14 protein-coding genes are annotated in these 13,771 nt (G+C 70.9%); 5 read left to right on the top strand and 9 right to left on the bottom strand.

What is annotated here, in order from left to right:
• The first annotated feature begins 82 nt into the window (after positions 1–82).
• On the top strand, positions 83–625 hold the full coding sequence (locus ACF0H8_RS14580; protein ID WP_395289612.1) for a dihydrofolate reductase family protein: 543 nt from the start codon (positions 83–85) through the stop codon (positions 623–625).
• Positions 626–660: 35 nt separating this feature from the next.
• Here the strand turns inward: ACF0H8_RS14580 and ACF0H8_RS14575 are convergent, their stop codons facing one another.
• A complete protein-coding gene (locus tag ACF0H8_RS14575; RefSeq protein ID WP_395289611.1) occupies positions 661–1,776 on the bottom strand; it encodes an LOG family protein in 1,116 nt (371 codons plus the stop codon).
• Positions 1,777–1,916: 140 nt separating this feature from the next.
• Between ACF0H8_RS14575 and ACF0H8_RS14570 the strand changes: the two genes are divergently transcribed.
• Positions 1,917–2,687 carry a cyclase family protein gene (locus ACF0H8_RS14570; RefSeq protein ID WP_395289610.1) on the top strand — a complete coding sequence of 257 codons (771 nt, stop codon included), beginning with the start codon at positions 1,917–1,919 and terminating at the stop codon, positions 2,685–2,687.
• Complete coding sequence (locus ACF0H8_RS14565) at positions 2,687–4,336, top strand: thiamine pyrophosphate-binding protein (RefSeq protein WP_395289609.1); 1,650 nt, start codon at positions 2,687–2,689, stop codon at positions 4,334–4,336. The genes ACF0H8_RS14570 and ACF0H8_RS14565 overlap by 1 nt, the downstream gene beginning before the upstream one ends.
• A gap of 17 nt (positions 4,337–4,353) precedes the next feature.
• Here ACF0H8_RS14565 and ACF0H8_RS14560 read toward each other — a convergent pair whose 3' ends face one another.
• Positions 4,354–4,752 carry a YybH family protein gene (locus ACF0H8_RS14560; protein WP_395289608.1) on the bottom strand — a complete coding sequence of 133 codons (399 nt, stop codon included), beginning with the start codon at positions 4,750–4,752 and terminating at the stop codon, positions 4,354–4,356.
• A gap of 153 nt (positions 4,753–4,905) precedes the next feature.
• A complete protein-coding gene (locus tag ACF0H8_RS14555; protein WP_395289607.1) occupies positions 4,906–5,634 on the bottom strand; it encodes a competence/damage-inducible protein A in 729 nt (242 codons plus the stop codon).
• A 133-nt stretch (positions 5,635–5,767) separates the two neighbouring features.
• On the opposite strand from ACF0H8_RS14555, the gene ACF0H8_RS14550 reads away from it, so the two are divergent.
• Positions 5,768–6,550 (top strand): hypothetical protein, encoded by a 783-nt coding sequence (locus ACF0H8_RS14550; RefSeq protein ID WP_395289606.1) that lies wholly within the window; start codon positions 5,768–5,770, stop codon positions 6,548–6,550.
• Here the strand turns inward: ACF0H8_RS14550 and ACF0H8_RS14545 are convergent.
• From ACF0H8_RS14545 to ACF0H8_RS14520, 6 genes are all read right to left on the bottom strand, one after another.
• Entirely contained in the window at positions 6,501–6,923 is a 423-nt protein-coding gene (locus ACF0H8_RS14545) for an iron chaperone (RefSeq protein WP_395289605.1), read from the bottom strand. The two genes, ACF0H8_RS14550 and ACF0H8_RS14545, sit on opposite strands and share 50 nt — an antisense overlap.
• 201 nt (positions 6,924–7,124) lie before the next feature.
• Complete coding sequence (locus ACF0H8_RS14540) at positions 7,125–7,880, bottom strand: transposase (RefSeq protein WP_395289604.1); 756 nt, start codon at positions 7,878–7,880, stop codon at positions 7,125–7,127.
• Complete coding sequence (locus ACF0H8_RS14535; RefSeq protein ID WP_395289603.1) at positions 7,877–8,467, bottom strand: helix-turn-helix domain-containing protein; 591 nt, start codon at positions 8,465–8,467, stop codon at positions 7,877–7,879. The genes ACF0H8_RS14540 and ACF0H8_RS14535 overlap by 4 nt, the downstream gene beginning before the upstream one ends.
• Positions 8,468–9,664: 1,197 nt before the next feature.
• Positions 9,665–11,665 (bottom strand): glycoside hydrolase family 2 TIM barrel-domain containing protein, encoded by a 2,001-nt coding sequence (locus tag ACF0H8_RS14530; protein WP_395289602.1) that lies wholly within the window; start codon positions 11,663–11,665, stop codon positions 9,665–9,667.
• Positions 11,662–12,024: a hypothetical protein gene (locus tag ACF0H8_RS14525; protein WP_395289601.1), complete on the bottom strand. Its 363-nt coding sequence runs from the start codon at positions 12,022–12,024 to the stop codon at positions 11,662–11,664. The genes ACF0H8_RS14530 and ACF0H8_RS14525 overlap by 4 nt, the downstream gene beginning before the upstream one ends.
• Before the next feature lie 3 nt (positions 12,025–12,027).
• Positions 12,028–12,432, bottom strand: coding sequence for a hypothetical protein (locus tag ACF0H8_RS14520; protein ID WP_395289600.1), 405 nt, complete (start codon positions 12,430–12,432; stop codon positions 12,028–12,030).
• A 476-nt stretch (positions 12,433–12,908) separates the two neighbouring features.
• Between ACF0H8_RS14520 and ACF0H8_RS14515 the strand changes: the two genes are divergently transcribed.
• Positions 12,909–13,643: a hypothetical protein gene (locus tag ACF0H8_RS14515; protein ID WP_395289599.1), complete on the top strand. Its 735-nt coding sequence runs from the start codon at positions 12,909–12,911 to the stop codon at positions 13,641–13,643.
• Positions 13,644–13,771: the final 128 nt, after the last annotated feature.

The raw sequence follows: 13,771 nt of genomic DNA, 5'->3' as shown, positions 1-13,771 counted from the left end.
TGCCCGGTGGACGCAACCGTTGACGGCGGCGGCCCGCTAGCGAAGGCTGTGCCCCGATATTGCCGAGCAGAGAGGTCAGTCCATGGGAACCATCGCGGTGCACGAGTTCATCGCGCTCGACGGCGTGTTCGAGGACCCGAGCTGGACGTTCGAGTATGGCTTCGACCCGCAGATGGCCGAGACCCTCGGGGCGATCACCGGTGTGTCGACGGCGATCCTCCTGGGCCGCCGGACCTACGAGATGTTCGCACCCGCGTGGTCGGCGCGCACGGCCGAGGACGACCCCGGCGCGCCGTTCTTCAACGACACGCACAAATACGTGGTCGCCTCGCGCGAGCCGGACGTCGAGTGGGGACCGTCGACCACCATGGCCTACGACCCGGAGGCGATCCGCCGGCTCAAGAACGAGACGGAGGGCTACATCTACGTGTCCGGCAGCGGCACCCTCGTCCGCGCGCTGCTCGCGGACCGCCTCGTCGACGACCTGCACCTGTTCGTCTACCCGGTCGCGCGCGGGACAGGGGCGCGGCTGTTCGCCGACGGGGTGGACCCGACGAAGCTCGCCCTGCGGGCGCACGACGTCTACGACAACGGCGTCGTGCACCTGGACTACGGGCCCGCCTGACGGCGCGGGCGCGGGCGGGCGCCGCCGTCGCCCGCCTATCCCAGCACGCGTGCGCCACTGGTGTCGGCCGCGAGCACGGCGACCGCCTCGTCGAGGCTGTCGACCAGGTGGAGGTGCGCGCCCATGTCCCGCCCACTGCCCAGGGCCTGCAGCACCGGCCACACCGGCACGGTCTCGGTCCAGTGCCGGCGCCCGACGAGCACCATGGGCGCCACCGCCGAGCGGTCGGCGTAGTAGTTCTCGCACGCGTCCTGGAAGATCTCCTGCACGGTGCCGGCCGCGCCGGGCAGGAACACGATCCCGGCCGAGGCCAGGTGCAGGAGGACGTCCTCGCGGATGGCGTTCTTGAAGTACTTGGCGATGTCGGTGGCGAAGGCGTTGGGCGGCTCGTGCCCGTAGTGCCAGGTGGGGATGCCGAGGGAGCGCACGCCCTCCGGCCACCGGTCGAGCACGTCGAAGGCGGTCCGGGCCCAGTCCTGCACCGACGGGGTGAAGCCCGGGACGGCGGCGAGCAGGTCCAGCGCCGCGTCGAGCTCGCCGGCCTGCCGGGCGGAGAGGTAGGCGCCGAGGTTCGCCGCCTCCATGGCGCCCGGGCCGCCGCCGGTGGCCACGGTCAGGCCGGTCCCGGCGAGCCGGTGGGCCAGGTGGGCGGCCGCCGCGTAGGACGCCGAGCCGCGGGCCAGGGCGTGCCCGCCCATGATGCCGACGAGGTCGCGACCTTGGGCGAAGTCGCGCAGGGCGTCGTCGATGGAGTGGTCGTGCAGCGCCTTGGCCAGGCTGCGGTCGAGGGCCGGCTCCTGCTGCGACCAGGCGTACACGCGGGCGTCGAGGGTGTCGTGGTAGCTCGTCGCCAGGTGGTCGTACAGCTCGCCGGGGGTGTACAGGGTCGCGCGGTACTGGTTGACCGGGACGTCGGGCACTTCCGGGAAGACCAGGGCGCCGCGGGCGCGCAGGCTCTGCTCGTCCACCTCCTTCAGCCCGCAGCCGAGGAAGAGGGCGCCGGTGGGGTCGAGCCGGCGCAGCACCGGGCCGCGCTCGCTCAGGTCGACGTTCTGCAGGTGCCAGCCCGCCATGGCCAGCGCCCCGTCGGCGACCCGTTGGTCGAAGTCCGCCAGGGACTCGACCTCGACCGTGCGTCCGCGCTCCCTCACACCGGGGAACCTACCCGGGACCCACGTGCCGCGGCACCGGGCCCCGCGCCGGTGGTCTCACGGTCATCCACCGCCCGGACGCACGTTCCCGACCGGCATGGATGTGCCACGCTGTGGCCATATCCAGCAAGGGAGCTCACATGGCCGTGCTAGCCGACCTCGTCAACGCGCTGCGGTCCGGAACCGTGGAGGTCGTCGACCTCACCGCGCCTCTCACCGAGGACACGCCCATCCTCGAGCTGCCCGAGCAGTTCGGGCAGACGGCGAACTTCCGGCTCGAGGAGATCTCCCGCTACGACGACCGCGGCCCGGCCTGGTACTGGAACAACTTCCGCACCGGCGAGCACACCGGCACGCACTTCGACGCCCCGAACCACTGGGTCAGCGGCAAGGACCTCGCCGACATCGCCTCCGTCCCCGCCGACCACCTCGTCGCCCCCGCGGTCGTCCTCGACGTCTCCGCGCGGGTGGCCGCGGACCCCGACTTCGTCGTCACCCGCGAGCACCTCGACGCCTTCGTCGCCGCGCACGGCCCGCTGCCCGATGGCGGCTGGCTGCTGTGTCGCACCGGCTGGTCCGCGCGCACCACGCAGGCGGAGATGATCAACAGGGACGGCGACGGCCCGCACAGCCCCGGCATGTCCGCCGACTGCGCCCGCTGGGTCGCCGAGGAGAGCCCGCTGCTCGGCATCGGCGTGGAGACCGTCGGCACCGACGCCGGCGCGGCCGGCGGCTTCGACCCCGCCTACCCGTGCCACACCTTCCTGCTGGGCAACGGCAAGTACGGCCTCACGCAGCTGACCAACCTCCACCGGCTGCCGGCCACCGGCGCGGTGCTGATCACCCCGCCGCTCAAGATCGTCGGCGGCTCCGGCTCCCCGGCCCGCGTCCTGGCCCTCGTCGAGCGCTGATGCGCGTCGCCGAGGTTGTCGGGCGGGCGCTCGTCGCCGCCGGGGTCGACCACGTGTTCGGCGTGGTGGGCTCGGGGAACTTCCGGGTCACCAACGCCATGGTCGACGCCGGGGCCCGGTTCGTCGCGGCCCGGCACGAGGGCGGGGCGGCCACCATGGCGGACGCCTACGCCCGCACCGCCGGGACCGTCGCGGCGGTCACCGTGCACCAGGGCTGCGGGCTGACCAACGCGATGACGGGCCTGGCCGAGGCGGCGAAGTCCCGCACCCCGCTGGTCGTGGTGGCGGCGGAGGCGAGCGCCCCGACGTCGAACTTCCACGTGGACCAGGACGCCCTCGGCCGGGCGGTCGGCGCCGTGCCGCTGCGGATCGCCGACCCGGCCGCCGCCGCCGGGGACGCCGTCGCCGCCGTCGCGACCGCCCGGCACCAGCGGCGCACGGTGCTGCTCAACCTGCCCATCGACGTTGCCGACCTCGACGCCGGCGAGCCCGCGATCCCGCCGTTGCCCGGCCCGCCCGCGCCGGTCCGGCCGGCCGAGGCGGACGTCGAGCGGCTGATCGCCGCCCTGCGCGGGGCGCGCCGGCCGGTGTTCGTCGCGGGCCGCGGCGCCCGCTCCGCCGCCGCCCGGGAGGCGTTGCGGGCGCTGGGGGAGCGGTGCGGCGCGCTGCTGGCCACCTCCGCCGTCGCCAAGGGCCTGTTCCACGACGACCCGTGGAGCCTGGACGTCTCCGGCGGGTTCTCCTCCCCGCTGGCCGCCGAGCTCATCGCCGGCGCCGACCTGATCGTCGGCTGGGGGTGCGCGCTGAACATGTGGACCATGCGCCACGGCCGGCTCATCGCCGACGGCGCCACCGTGGTCCAGGTGGACGACACCCCCGAGGCCCTCGGCGTTCACCGGCGCCTCGAGGTCGGGATCGTCGGCGACGTCGCCGCCACCGCCGAGGTCGTGCTGAGATCGCTCGGCTCCGACGCGGGCGGCGACCTCGCCGGTGCCGGGACGGGCTACCGCACAGCCGAGGTCCGCGACCGGTTGGCACGCGGGCTCCGCTGGCGCGACGTGCCCTACCCGGACACCTCCGGGGCCGGGCGCATCGACCCGCGCACGTTGACGGTCGCGCTCGACGACCTGCTGCCCGCCGAGCGGGTCGTGGCCGTCGACTCGGGCAACTTCATGGGCTACCCCTCGATGTTCCTCTCCGTGCCGGACGAGCGGGGGTTCTGCTTCACCCAGGCCTTCCAGTCCATCGGGCTGGGGCTCGCCACCGCGATCGGCGCGGCGCTCGCCCAGCCCGGCCGGCTGCCGGTGGCGGCCCTCGGCGACGGCGGCGCGCTCATGGCGGCCGCGGAGCTCGACACGGTGCGACGCCTCGGGCTGCCGATGGTGGTGGTGGTCTACAACGACGACGCCTACGGCGCCGAGGTGCACCACTTCGCCGGCGAGCCGCTCGCGACGGTCACCTTCCCGCCCACGGACATCGCCGCCGTCGGCGCCGGGTACGGCTTCGACGCGGTGACCGTCCGCGGCCCGGAGGACCTCGACGCCGTCGCCGCGTGGGTGGCCGGGCCGCGGGACCGGCCGTTGCTCATCGACGCCAAGGTTCGCGCGGACGAGCCGGCCTGGTGGCTCGCGGAGGCGTTCGGGCACTGACGGGGCTCGGCCCCCGTTCACGCGGTGACGGTGTCGGCATGCCGATGGGCCACCTTCCAGGTACCGCCCTCGCGGCGATACACCTGGGTGGCCCGCAAGGTGTAGCTGCGCGGCTGGCCGTCCACGGAGGTCGAGGTGTGCTCAAGACCGGCCGTGTAGGCCATGTCGCCCCCCACGTCATACGCCTGCAACTCGAACATGTAGGACGTGCAGTCGGAGAAGGTCCGCTCCAAGAAGGTGAAGACCTCCTCCACCTCGGCCCGCCCGTGCGCGTTGCGGAACGCACCGAGGATGCTCACGGGCTCGGCGCGGGACCAGAGCGCCCGGCGAGGACCGGCGTCGCCGTTGTGCAGCGCGAGCTCCGCCTCGTACAACGAGGTCTCGACCCACCTCAGGAAGTCCTCGCGATCGGCCATGCCCTCAGCATGCTCCGGCCGCTATGGCGTGAGAAGACCGCGCCGGCCCCATGGGGGACACCTGAGTCTCAGGGCCGAGCGGCGCGCCACCGGGGTCCAGCTCCCGAGCGTCCGCGTAGCGCTCAGTGCCCCGACGCCGCGGGGTCCGGCGGCTCAGCCGACGGCGGCGCGGATTGCCTCGAGCCGCGCCACCACCTCGTCGAGCAGCGCCGGGTCGGTGCCGCGCACGACGATGTTGGTCCCCCGGACCTCGCCCTCGCGGAACGGGTAGGAGCCGACGCTCACGTGCGGCATGTCCGCGGCGAGGTCACGCAGCGGGGTGGCGATCCGGCCCTCGCCCACCTCGAACCGGACCTCGCGGGACAGGCGCGGGGTGCCAGCCTCGAGCGTGGGCAGGACGGCGTCCACCATCGCGACGAAGATGCTCGGCACCCCGGCCATGACGTGGACGTTGCCGATGCTGAACCCGGGCGCGCCGGAGACGCCGTTGACGATGAGCGTGGCGCCGTCCGGGATGCGGGCCATCCGCAGCTGGTCCGCGGTGACGGCGAGTCCGCGCGCGGCGAGCGCGTTCTCGAGCAGCTGGCGGGCGTCGTCGCGCACGTCGATGCCGACGCCGAAGGCCGCGGCGACGGCGTCGGCGGTGATGTCGTCGTGGGTGGGCCCGATCCCGCCCGAGGTGAACACGTGGGTGTGCGCGGAGCGGAGGGCGTTGAGGGCGTCGACGATGACGTGGTGGTCGTCGGGCACGACCCGGATCTCGCGCAGGTCGATTCCGACGCGGGCCAGCTCGCCGGCGAGGTGGTAGGCGTTCGCCTCGCGGGTGCGCCCGGACAGGATCTCGTCGCCGATGACCAGGATCGCGGCGGTGGGATTCGGCATGTCGGCAGCCTATGCGTGGGCCGGTGAGATCTGCCGGTCATGGACCCACGGCTCCCGGGCGGCGAACTCGCTGACAGGCAGGCCGTCCGCGGGCATCCTGTCGCCTTGGGGAGTCGGCGGTACGGAGGCACGCATGTCGAAGGTCAAGGACCCGCCCGTCGACCGCGGCGCCCCGGCACGCCCCACGGTGGTGTCGTTCTGGCGCACGCTGGCGGCGGGCGCCGTCGGGGGCGGGCTCGTCGGTCTGCTCATCGGTGGCGTGCTGGGCCGGCTGCTCATGGGGCTCTTGACCGTGACGTCACCGTCGCACCTTCGTGGTCGGTTGACGGACGACATTCAGCCGGTGGGCCAGATCTCGTTCGGCGGCACGCTGAACTTCTTCGTCACCACCATCGCGCTCGGTGCGATCGCGGGCCTGGTCTACCTGTGGGTGCGGCGGGTGCTGCCGCCGTCGCGCCGAGCCCGGGCGGGGCTGTTCGCGCTCTTCACGGGCAACATCGGCGGCGCGTTCCTCGTGCACGACCACCCGTCGTTCGACTACTCGGCCCTGCAACCGGAGTGGCTCGCCGTCCTCTCGTTCGTCGCGATCCCGACGCTGTTCGGGCTCCTCGCCCCGACGTTCATAGACAGGCTGGAGGCGCCAAGCGGCTGGGCGCGTCGCGGCCCTGTGTGGTTGGGGGTCGGGCTCGGCGTGGCCGCGCTGAACCTCGGGCTGGTGGTTGTCGCCGTGCCGGTCGCCGTCGCGTTCGGTATCAGCCGGTCGGAGGCAGCTATGCGGCTGTGGCAGAGCGACGCCGTGACCGTTGCCGGCAGGGTTCTGTTCGTCGTCATGGTCGCCTGGGGGGTCTACGGGATCACGGCGGACGTCATCTCCATCGCGACGAATAGGCCCTCAACCTGGCCGTTCCACCCCTGAGCGGTCGCCGACGCACATGAGCGTCTACCCGCCGGGCGATCTCCGCCAGCCGGGCGCTGAGGAGGCGCTCGACGACGTCGTCGGGAAGTGGCCGTTCGGCGGAGAACCGCACCGTGCCCTTCGACAGCGAGTAGCCGGCCAGTTCCGCGCGCACGGCGTCGATCGCCGCGGGCGAGAACGGGAAGAGCGAGAGGTGCTTCGCCGCGGCGATCACGCTGACGTACGGCCTGCCCGCCACCTTCAGCGCCGGCATCCCGTAGCGCATGCCGTCCTCGGACCTCCGGCGCGAGGCGTCGGGCGATGTCGATGACGTGCTGGAGGGCCTCGCGCGACAGCCTGGGACCTCGGCGATTTCCTCGTCTACGGTCTTCATTGGCTCATTGTTCCGGCCGACGTCACTCTCCAACGTTCTCCTGCTGGTTGATATCCGTATGGTCCGCCAAGTGCTGAACCGAGCCGTGTCCTCCTCCGAGATGGCAGAGAAGTGGGGGCCTCGTTATTGATCTGGCTCGTGTGGCGCATTGCGCTCGCCGCGTCCACACTCGCATACGCATGTGCTGGAGGGATAAGTGGCTCATCGGAGTTGCGGGTGGGTGAGTCCTCCGCCGACGAGGATCATTCTCAGGCGGTAGTTGTCCCTGTTGCGGAAGCCGCGGGCGATGCGGCGGTGTAGCTCGATGATCCCGTTGATCGCTTCGGTGCCGCCGTTGTTGGCCCGGTCGGTGGTGAAGTAGCCGAGGAACTGCTCCTTCCACCGGCGCAGCGTGCGGCCGAGCCGAGCGACCTCGGGGACGGGGCAGGTGTGGAAGGTGAGGACGATCTGCTCGGCGACCTTCTTCGCCTCCGTGAGGTCCGGGAGTTGGTAGACCGAGCGCAGCCGCTGGTAGCACTGCCAGGCGATGAAGACCTCGCTGTCCGGGTCGCCGGCAGGCAGATAGGTCTCGAGCCGCTCCCACTGCCGCGCGGTGAGTCGTTCTGCGCCGGCACGGAGAATGTTGCGGACCTTGTAGAGCGGGTCGTCGCGGCGGCCGCGGTGGCCGAGGGTGTCCTGCTGGACGCGGCGGCGGACCTCGTCGACGGCGTCGACCCCGAGCTTGCTGACATGGAAGGCATCGAGGACAACGGTGGCGTCCTCGAGCTCATCGTCGATGGCGTTGGCGTAGCCGCGGAAGGGGTCGAGGGTGGCGACCTGGACGCCGCCGGCGAAGGCGGAGCCACGCTTCTTGAGCCAGTCGGCGTAGACCTTCGCTGACCGGCCCGGCGCGAGGTCGAGCAGCCGGGCCCACGTCTTGCCCTTGGCGTCGCGGGACAGGTCGACCATGCCGGTCATCTCCGTGGGGCCCTTGTCCTTGGCCTTGTGGGGGGGGTGGTGCCACAGAGGTGCTCATCGACCCCGAGGATCTGCACGCCGGCGAAGCGGGACTCGTCCTTGGCCATGGTCTCCAGCTCCGGCTTGATCGCGTCCCAGACGGTGTGCCAGTCGACGCCCAGCTGGCGGGCCAGGCCCTGAACGGAGGCGTGCTCGCGGCGCATCTGGTTGATGGCCCACCAGATCGCCCGCGTCGTCAGCTTGGCCCGCCGGGCAGCCAGGGGCGGGAAGTCCTCGGAGAACACTCCCACTTGGCAGTCGGGGTCCGGGCAGGACCACGTGCGCTTGCGCCAGATCACCCGCACCGGGGCCCCGAGGGCGGAGATGTCGTGGATGACCCGCGTGCGGCGGCCGTGGCTGACGGCCACGACCCCGCACCGGCGGCAGCCTTTCAGCCGCCGCGGGGCCTCAACAGTGACGGTCAGGCCGTCGTCGTCGCGGCCCACCGCGGTGACATGGATGCCATCAATACCGAAGAAGATGTCGCAACGGTCGCAGTACGCGTCGTGCTCGGCGCAGCACGAACACGCCTGGGTAGGGTGGTCCAACGTCGAGGTCCCTCTGGGTCATGCAGCTTGGTCGCTACTGATCCTGGGGACCTCGACCTCTATTCAGATGGAACCCGTCCTGATCGGCGTGTCACCCACCCCACCGCAACTCCGAAGAGCCGGATAAGTCCCAGCGCTCCTTGGTGCCGGTCGCCAACGCTCGGCTCCCAATTGGGTGCCGTACGGGGCCCCTTCAAGGTACGAGCACATACTGTTCTACTAATATCGCAGGGCGGTTTCGCCCACGTCCCTGTCCTCCCGGGGCTGGCAGTCGGCGTCGGTACTTAGCGGTTCAAATCGGTAGGTTTCCGTGGCGGATCTCGATGTCGATGCACTCAACTGCTTCGAGCGGTCGGCATCGCATCACCTCGCCAGCTGTGGGAATTGTTCACGCTCCGATCAGAAACCAGTGACAACCGGCGGCGGAGGCGGTGAGCTGAATTGTTGCGAAATGTTCCAGTTGCTCGAAGGTCGGTGATCCGACGTCGATCGAATTTCGTATTTGACTCAGCCATTGTGCTGCTTCCTCGGCTGCTGATCGGGAAGCCTCTCTCGCGGCCGCAGCAACGATCGCCAAGTGGGTTTGAAGTCCAAGTGGTGGCGGGGCTTCTCCAGCGTAGAGCGCTCGTTCTAGCGTACTGAATGGATGTTCAAACGCGATGGGATCCCCGTTCGGGTTTGGGTATCCGACTGTTCCCGGGGAATGGTATGTCCAGACCAGGTGCCGGCCGAGAGCGGTAGGCGAGACGAACCCAGACCCTTCTATGACGCGACGTGCCAGTTGATGTGCTTCAAGCTCGGCGAATTGCCAGAATGCTGGCACTGAATAGCGGACCACCGCCGAATTACCCACCGCAGTCTCTAATGTCTGCAGAATGTCCGACGAGTCCCGCCCGTTTTGCCGCGCCGAGGCGACCTGATGGGTGCCCGGCGGTCCGATCGCGCCACGTTCCGCGAGGACACCGACTCCAAGACGCGGCCCTGGAAGAGGCCAAGTGCCGCTCATCGGTCGGTGGGGTCGCACTCAGCGCCGGTCGGCGCCTTGTATCTCCTGCGTACCCGACGGCTCGTCGTATGCCTCGCGCCGGCTGACGGTGGCCAGCAGTGACTCCAACGCGAAACGGCGGTTTACCTCATCTCGCGAGACGGCCGCGGCCGGCCCCTGAATGGGACCGGCCGCCGTCGTCAGACCGCTCGTCAGGCGCGCCGGACATCGATCGCGCTGACCACCGGGAGGTTCTTCACCGCGGTGAAGCCGATCTCAATGCCATGGCCGCCGCTCGCTGTCACCGTCGTCGTCACGTTGTACGGCGCGTGCTGGCCGACCTTCGCCACCAGGTCCAGCCCCGTCTCGAGCGCCGTGCCGTTGACGGCGACGTCGAACACCCGCCAGCCCACCGGCACCTGGACGGTGCCGTCCGGCGCCGGCGCCGGCACCGCAGTCCCGTCGCCGCCGGTGTCGCCGGCGGAGGTGATCTCCGCGAAGCGCAACGTCACCTCGTAGGTGCCGTCGGGCACGTCGAAGCGGTAGGCGGACATTCCCTTGCGGTAGGTCTGGTACAGCGGGTCCTCGTCGGAGTCGTTGACCCAGTTGTTCTTCATCCACCCGTACCCGGCGGTGAAGTCGCTGGTGACGGCGCCGTAGGAGCCGGGCTTGTACTCCCGGTCCTCGAGCCAGACGGTGCCGTCCGGGTCCTCGTACTGCACGATGGCGCCCGCCGACAGGCTGAGCCGCTCGAACGGCACCTCGGCGTCGGCCAATGTCGGTGCGTGGTAGGTGAAGCGGACGGTCTTCTCGTCCGTGAGCCGGTTCCCGGACGGGGCGGTGGCGGCGGCGGCGAGCCGGTTCTCGCCGTCAACGAACGGCACCAGCCAGGAGACGTAGCCGATCGAGTCGGTGGCCTTCACACCCAGGGACGTCCCGTTGTGGGTCAGCTCGACCTCGGCGGCGTTGGAGTACACCGTGACCGTCTGCTCGACCGGCTGGTAACCGGTGGCGCCATCGGGCCCCACACCCGCCCGGTTGTCCCACAGCTCGGCGGCGATGTGCAGCACGTCCACCCCGCGCCAGGCCTGCATGAGGTGGTACACGGGCTTGGGGCTGCGGTCCGCGAGCATCAGGCCCTTGGTGTTCACGTGCGGGACCGAGCCGGTGCGCGACTCCGAGCCGAAGTCGAACTGCGACCAGTAGGTGGTCCCGGCGAGCCAGGGCCGCTCGTCGATCTGGCGTAGGTAGCTCTCGAGGTAGTACTGCTGGTACTCGATGCTCTGGTCCTGGTAGTTGGCCTGGCCGGCGAGCCGCAGCAGGTCGCCGGGCACGACCCGGTGGAGGCGGGCGTCGGAGTCCGCGCCGAACTCGGAGACCCACACCACCCGGTTGGGGTAGCGCGCGTGCTGAGTATCGAGCCACGGCCCGAACTGCTCCGCCCGGCCCCCGTACCAGCAGTGGTAGAGGTTCCAGCCCCAGATCATCGGGATGTCGGCGATGCCGGCTTCGTTGTAGGACTCCTGCTGGTGGCCCACCATCGCCGTCAGCCGGTTCGGGGCCTCGGCGCGCAGGAGGTCCTCGCCCTGCTGGAGCATGTCCCGGGTCCACTCGAGGTAGTTCGCCGGCTGCGGGCTCGGACGGCGCAGCAGGATCTCGTTCATCGTCCCGAAGACGACGATCGAGGGGTGGTTGTAGTGCTGCCGGGCCATGTCGCGGATGTTGCTGAGGTGGTTCTCGATGAACTCCTCCGTGAGGATCGCCCGGTTGACCATGGGCGCCTCCTCCCAGATCACCAGGCCGAGCTCGTCGGCGGCCTCGAGCACCGCGGGCGCCTGCGGGTAGTGGGCGAGCCGGACGACGTTGGCGCCCATGTCCTTGATGAGCTGCAGGTCGCGGATGTGTTCGGCGTCGGTCAGGGCGTTGCCCTTGCCGACCTGGTCCTGGTGCCGGTTCGTCCCGCGCAGCGGGTAGCTCTTGCCGTTGAGGAAGAAGCCCTCTGCCGGATCGGCGGAGAACCAGCGCACGCCGAGCGGGGCGTCGACGCGGTCGCGGCGGCCCTGGCCGGAGTCGACGACCGTGACCACGTGGTACAGGTACGGCGACTCGGGGGACCACAGGTGCGGCTCCGCGATGGCCGGGAGCTCGAGGGTGAACTCGTGCGCGGCACCGGCGGCGAGCCGCAGGTCCTGGCGGACCTCGGCGACGGTCACGCCGTGGCGTCGACGACGGCGCTGTGCACCTGGGCGTCGGCGGTCTTGGCCGAGTCGTTGACGACGCGCCCGCGCACCCGGACCGCGGCCTGCTTCGCCGTCGCCACCGGGGTGTCGACCCGCACGCCGGGGGAGGCGTGGTCGAGCACGTCGAGGTGGACCTCCTCGGTGGCCACGAGCCAGACGTTGCGGTACAGGCCGCCGTAGAACGTCCAGTCGCCGGAGAAGGGCGGGATGTCGTCGACGTGGGTGTTGTCGACCCGGACGGCGACGACGGCCTCACGACCGGGCTGGACCCGGCGCAGCTGGTCGGTGATCTCCACGCTGAACGCCGTGTAGCCGCCGACGTGGCCGCCCACGCGCTAGCCGTCCACGTAGACGTCGGCCACCTGGAAGGCGCCCTCGAAGTAGAGGAAGACCCGCTTGTCCTTCAGCTTGCCCGTCATCTTCACGCCGCTGCGGTACCAGCCCGGGCCCCGGTAGAAGCCGGCCTCGTCGTCGAGGGAGTCTTTGGCGTTCCAGGTGTGCGGGATCGAGAGCTTCTCCCAGCCGGTGACGTCCGCGCCGGGCGCCTGCGCACCGGCCGGGTCGCCCAGCGTGTGCAGCCAGCCCTCGTTGAGCAGCTCGCGCTCCCGGTTGCGGGTGGCGTGCGGCGGGCGACGGTTCTGGGCGTACGCCGGCTGGCCGATCAGCGTGGGTGCCGTGCCGGCCGCGATGCCGCCGAGCACCGTCCGGCGGGTAGGTCCGGTTGTCGCAGGATTGGTCATCGTTGAGCCTTCCATCACGGGCGCACCCCCTGCGCGCCCGGCCGACCCTCCCGGTTGCCGTCACAGCCGGTCCAAAAGTTGCCAGGAGTTGCCATGGGTTGCCCGGTGGGCGAACTAGCGGCCGACCGGGATCGTCTGTCACGGGGCCGCCGGCGTCGGGGCTTGGACCTCGAGTGTGCAGTCCAGGCGGGGGAGCCGGTCGGCGAGGCAGACGGGCCGTAGCCCTTGCCGAGGTGTGTGCGCCGCCGTCGCCGTCGTCGGGTAGGAGACAATCCTGGCTGTGCGCCATCTCGCCGACGACGTGCTCCCGCTCATTCGGACACGTACCGACCTGCATCGGTGGGACGCGGCGAACGCGCACGGTGACCGGATGCTCGAGGCGGTGGCGATCCTCGAAAAGGCCGCCGCCACAGAGAATCCCGCGACCGCGTTCGGCGTGACGCAGAAGGGCGATCGCCTCGGCGCTCCGGGTCATCATGCGGGCGGACGACTCGAGCGGGATCATCGGAGATGCCTGCCGTCGTCTGCTCCGCCTCCATGCCAGGCTCGCGGGGCCCGCCCACGTGCCGCCGTCGAGGCTCGTCGAGTGGATGGTGACGTTCCAGTTCGACAACGAGTGCGACTTCTTCACCATCGACCCGGTGCACTACGCGCCGGCACTGGGCAAGAAGGGCATGGCGGCCTACCGGGCGAGACTCGACGCGCTCGAGGCAGGCCTCGGCCCCCGCCCTTCGGAGGAGCAGCGGTGGTCCTCAGCGCACTCCCACGAGTGGTTCACGCTCGACTGGAACGCCCGACGCCTCGCCGTTCTAGATCGCGACGTCGAGGCGGTGATCCGCACCCACGCAACTTCGCCGCGAGATGCCGTCGGCTTCGCGCTGCTGTCTCTCCAGGGCGTCCGGCTCGCCTGGAGCCTGGCGCACTCCCTCCGGCTTGAGGACGACCGGGTCTGGAGCGACCTCGCGAAGGCCTACGAGAAGGCCGACCGCCTCGCCGTCCTGCCGGTGCTCTCCCGGCTGGTCGAGCACGAGCTCAGCGAGGCGGCAGCCCAGCACTACCGGATTGCCGCTCGTCGCCTGGCAAAGATGCGCAAGCTCGCAGTCGGGTCGGAGAAAGCCGCGGAGGTCGAGGAGTTCATCGCCGCGCTCCGCGAGACGCACCGCCGACGGCCGCGGCTCCAGCAGGAGTTCGACCGCGCCGGACTGCCCTGAGCAAGGCGCTCATGCGGAGCCCACCCGGAGCCTCTTGCCAGGAGCGGGTCTGCGTGCGTCTGCCGGGAGTCGTAGATCAACCCAGTCGTTCGATCGAAGCCAGGCGGCCCGGTCAGTCCGCCGTTTGC

Origin of the sequence: Georgenia sp. AZ-5 (assembly GCF_043952095.1) — a bacterium.
Lineage (GTDB): Bacteria > Actinomycetota > Actinomycetes > Actinomycetales > Actinomycetaceae > Georgenia.
The sequence above is the reverse complement of the archived record's forward strand: the minus strand, read 5'-3'. Positions and strand labels throughout refer to the sequence as shown.

Bases quoted from the DNA above. Each gene is read 5' to 3' on its own strand.
- ACF0H8_RS14570 (WP_395289610.1), top strand. From the start codon at position 1,917: ATGGCCGTGCTAGCCGACCTCGTCAACGCGCTGCGGTCCGGAACCGTG.
- ACF0H8_RS14560 (WP_395289608.1), bottom strand. From the start codon at position 4,752: ATGGCCGATCGCGAGGACTTCCTGAGGTGGGTCGAGACCTCGTTGTAC.
- ACF0H8_RS14515 (WP_395289599.1), top strand. From the start codon at position 12,909: ATGCGGGCGGACGACTCGAGCGGGATCATCGGAGATGCCTGCCGTCGT.
- ACF0H8_RS14520 (WP_395289600.1), bottom strand. From the start codon at position 12,432: ATGACCAATCCTGCGACAACCGGACCTACCCGCCGGACGGTGCTCGGC.
- ACF0H8_RS14540 (WP_395289604.1), bottom strand. From the start codon at position 7,880: ATGACCGGCATGGTCGACCTGTCCCGCGACGCCAAGGGCAAGACGTGG.
- ACF0H8_RS14565 (WP_395289609.1), top strand. From the start codon at position 2,687: ATGCGCGTCGCCGAGGTTGTCGGGCGGGCGCTCGTCGCCGCCGGGGTC.
- ACF0H8_RS14555 (WP_395289607.1), bottom strand. From the start codon at position 5,634: ATGCCGAATCCCACCGCCGCGATCCTGGTCATCGGCGACGAGATCCTG.
- ACF0H8_RS14550 (WP_395289606.1), top strand. From the start codon at position 5,768: ATGTCGAAGGTCAAGGACCCGCCCGTCGACCGCGGCGCCCCGGCACGC.
- ACF0H8_RS14580 (WP_395289612.1), top strand. From the start codon at position 83: ATGGGAACCATCGCGGTGCACGAGTTCATCGCGCTCGACGGCGTGTTC.
- ACF0H8_RS14545 (WP_395289605.1), bottom strand. From the start codon at position 6,923: ATGAAGACCGTAGACGAGGAAATCGCCGAGGTCCCAGGCTGTCGCGCG.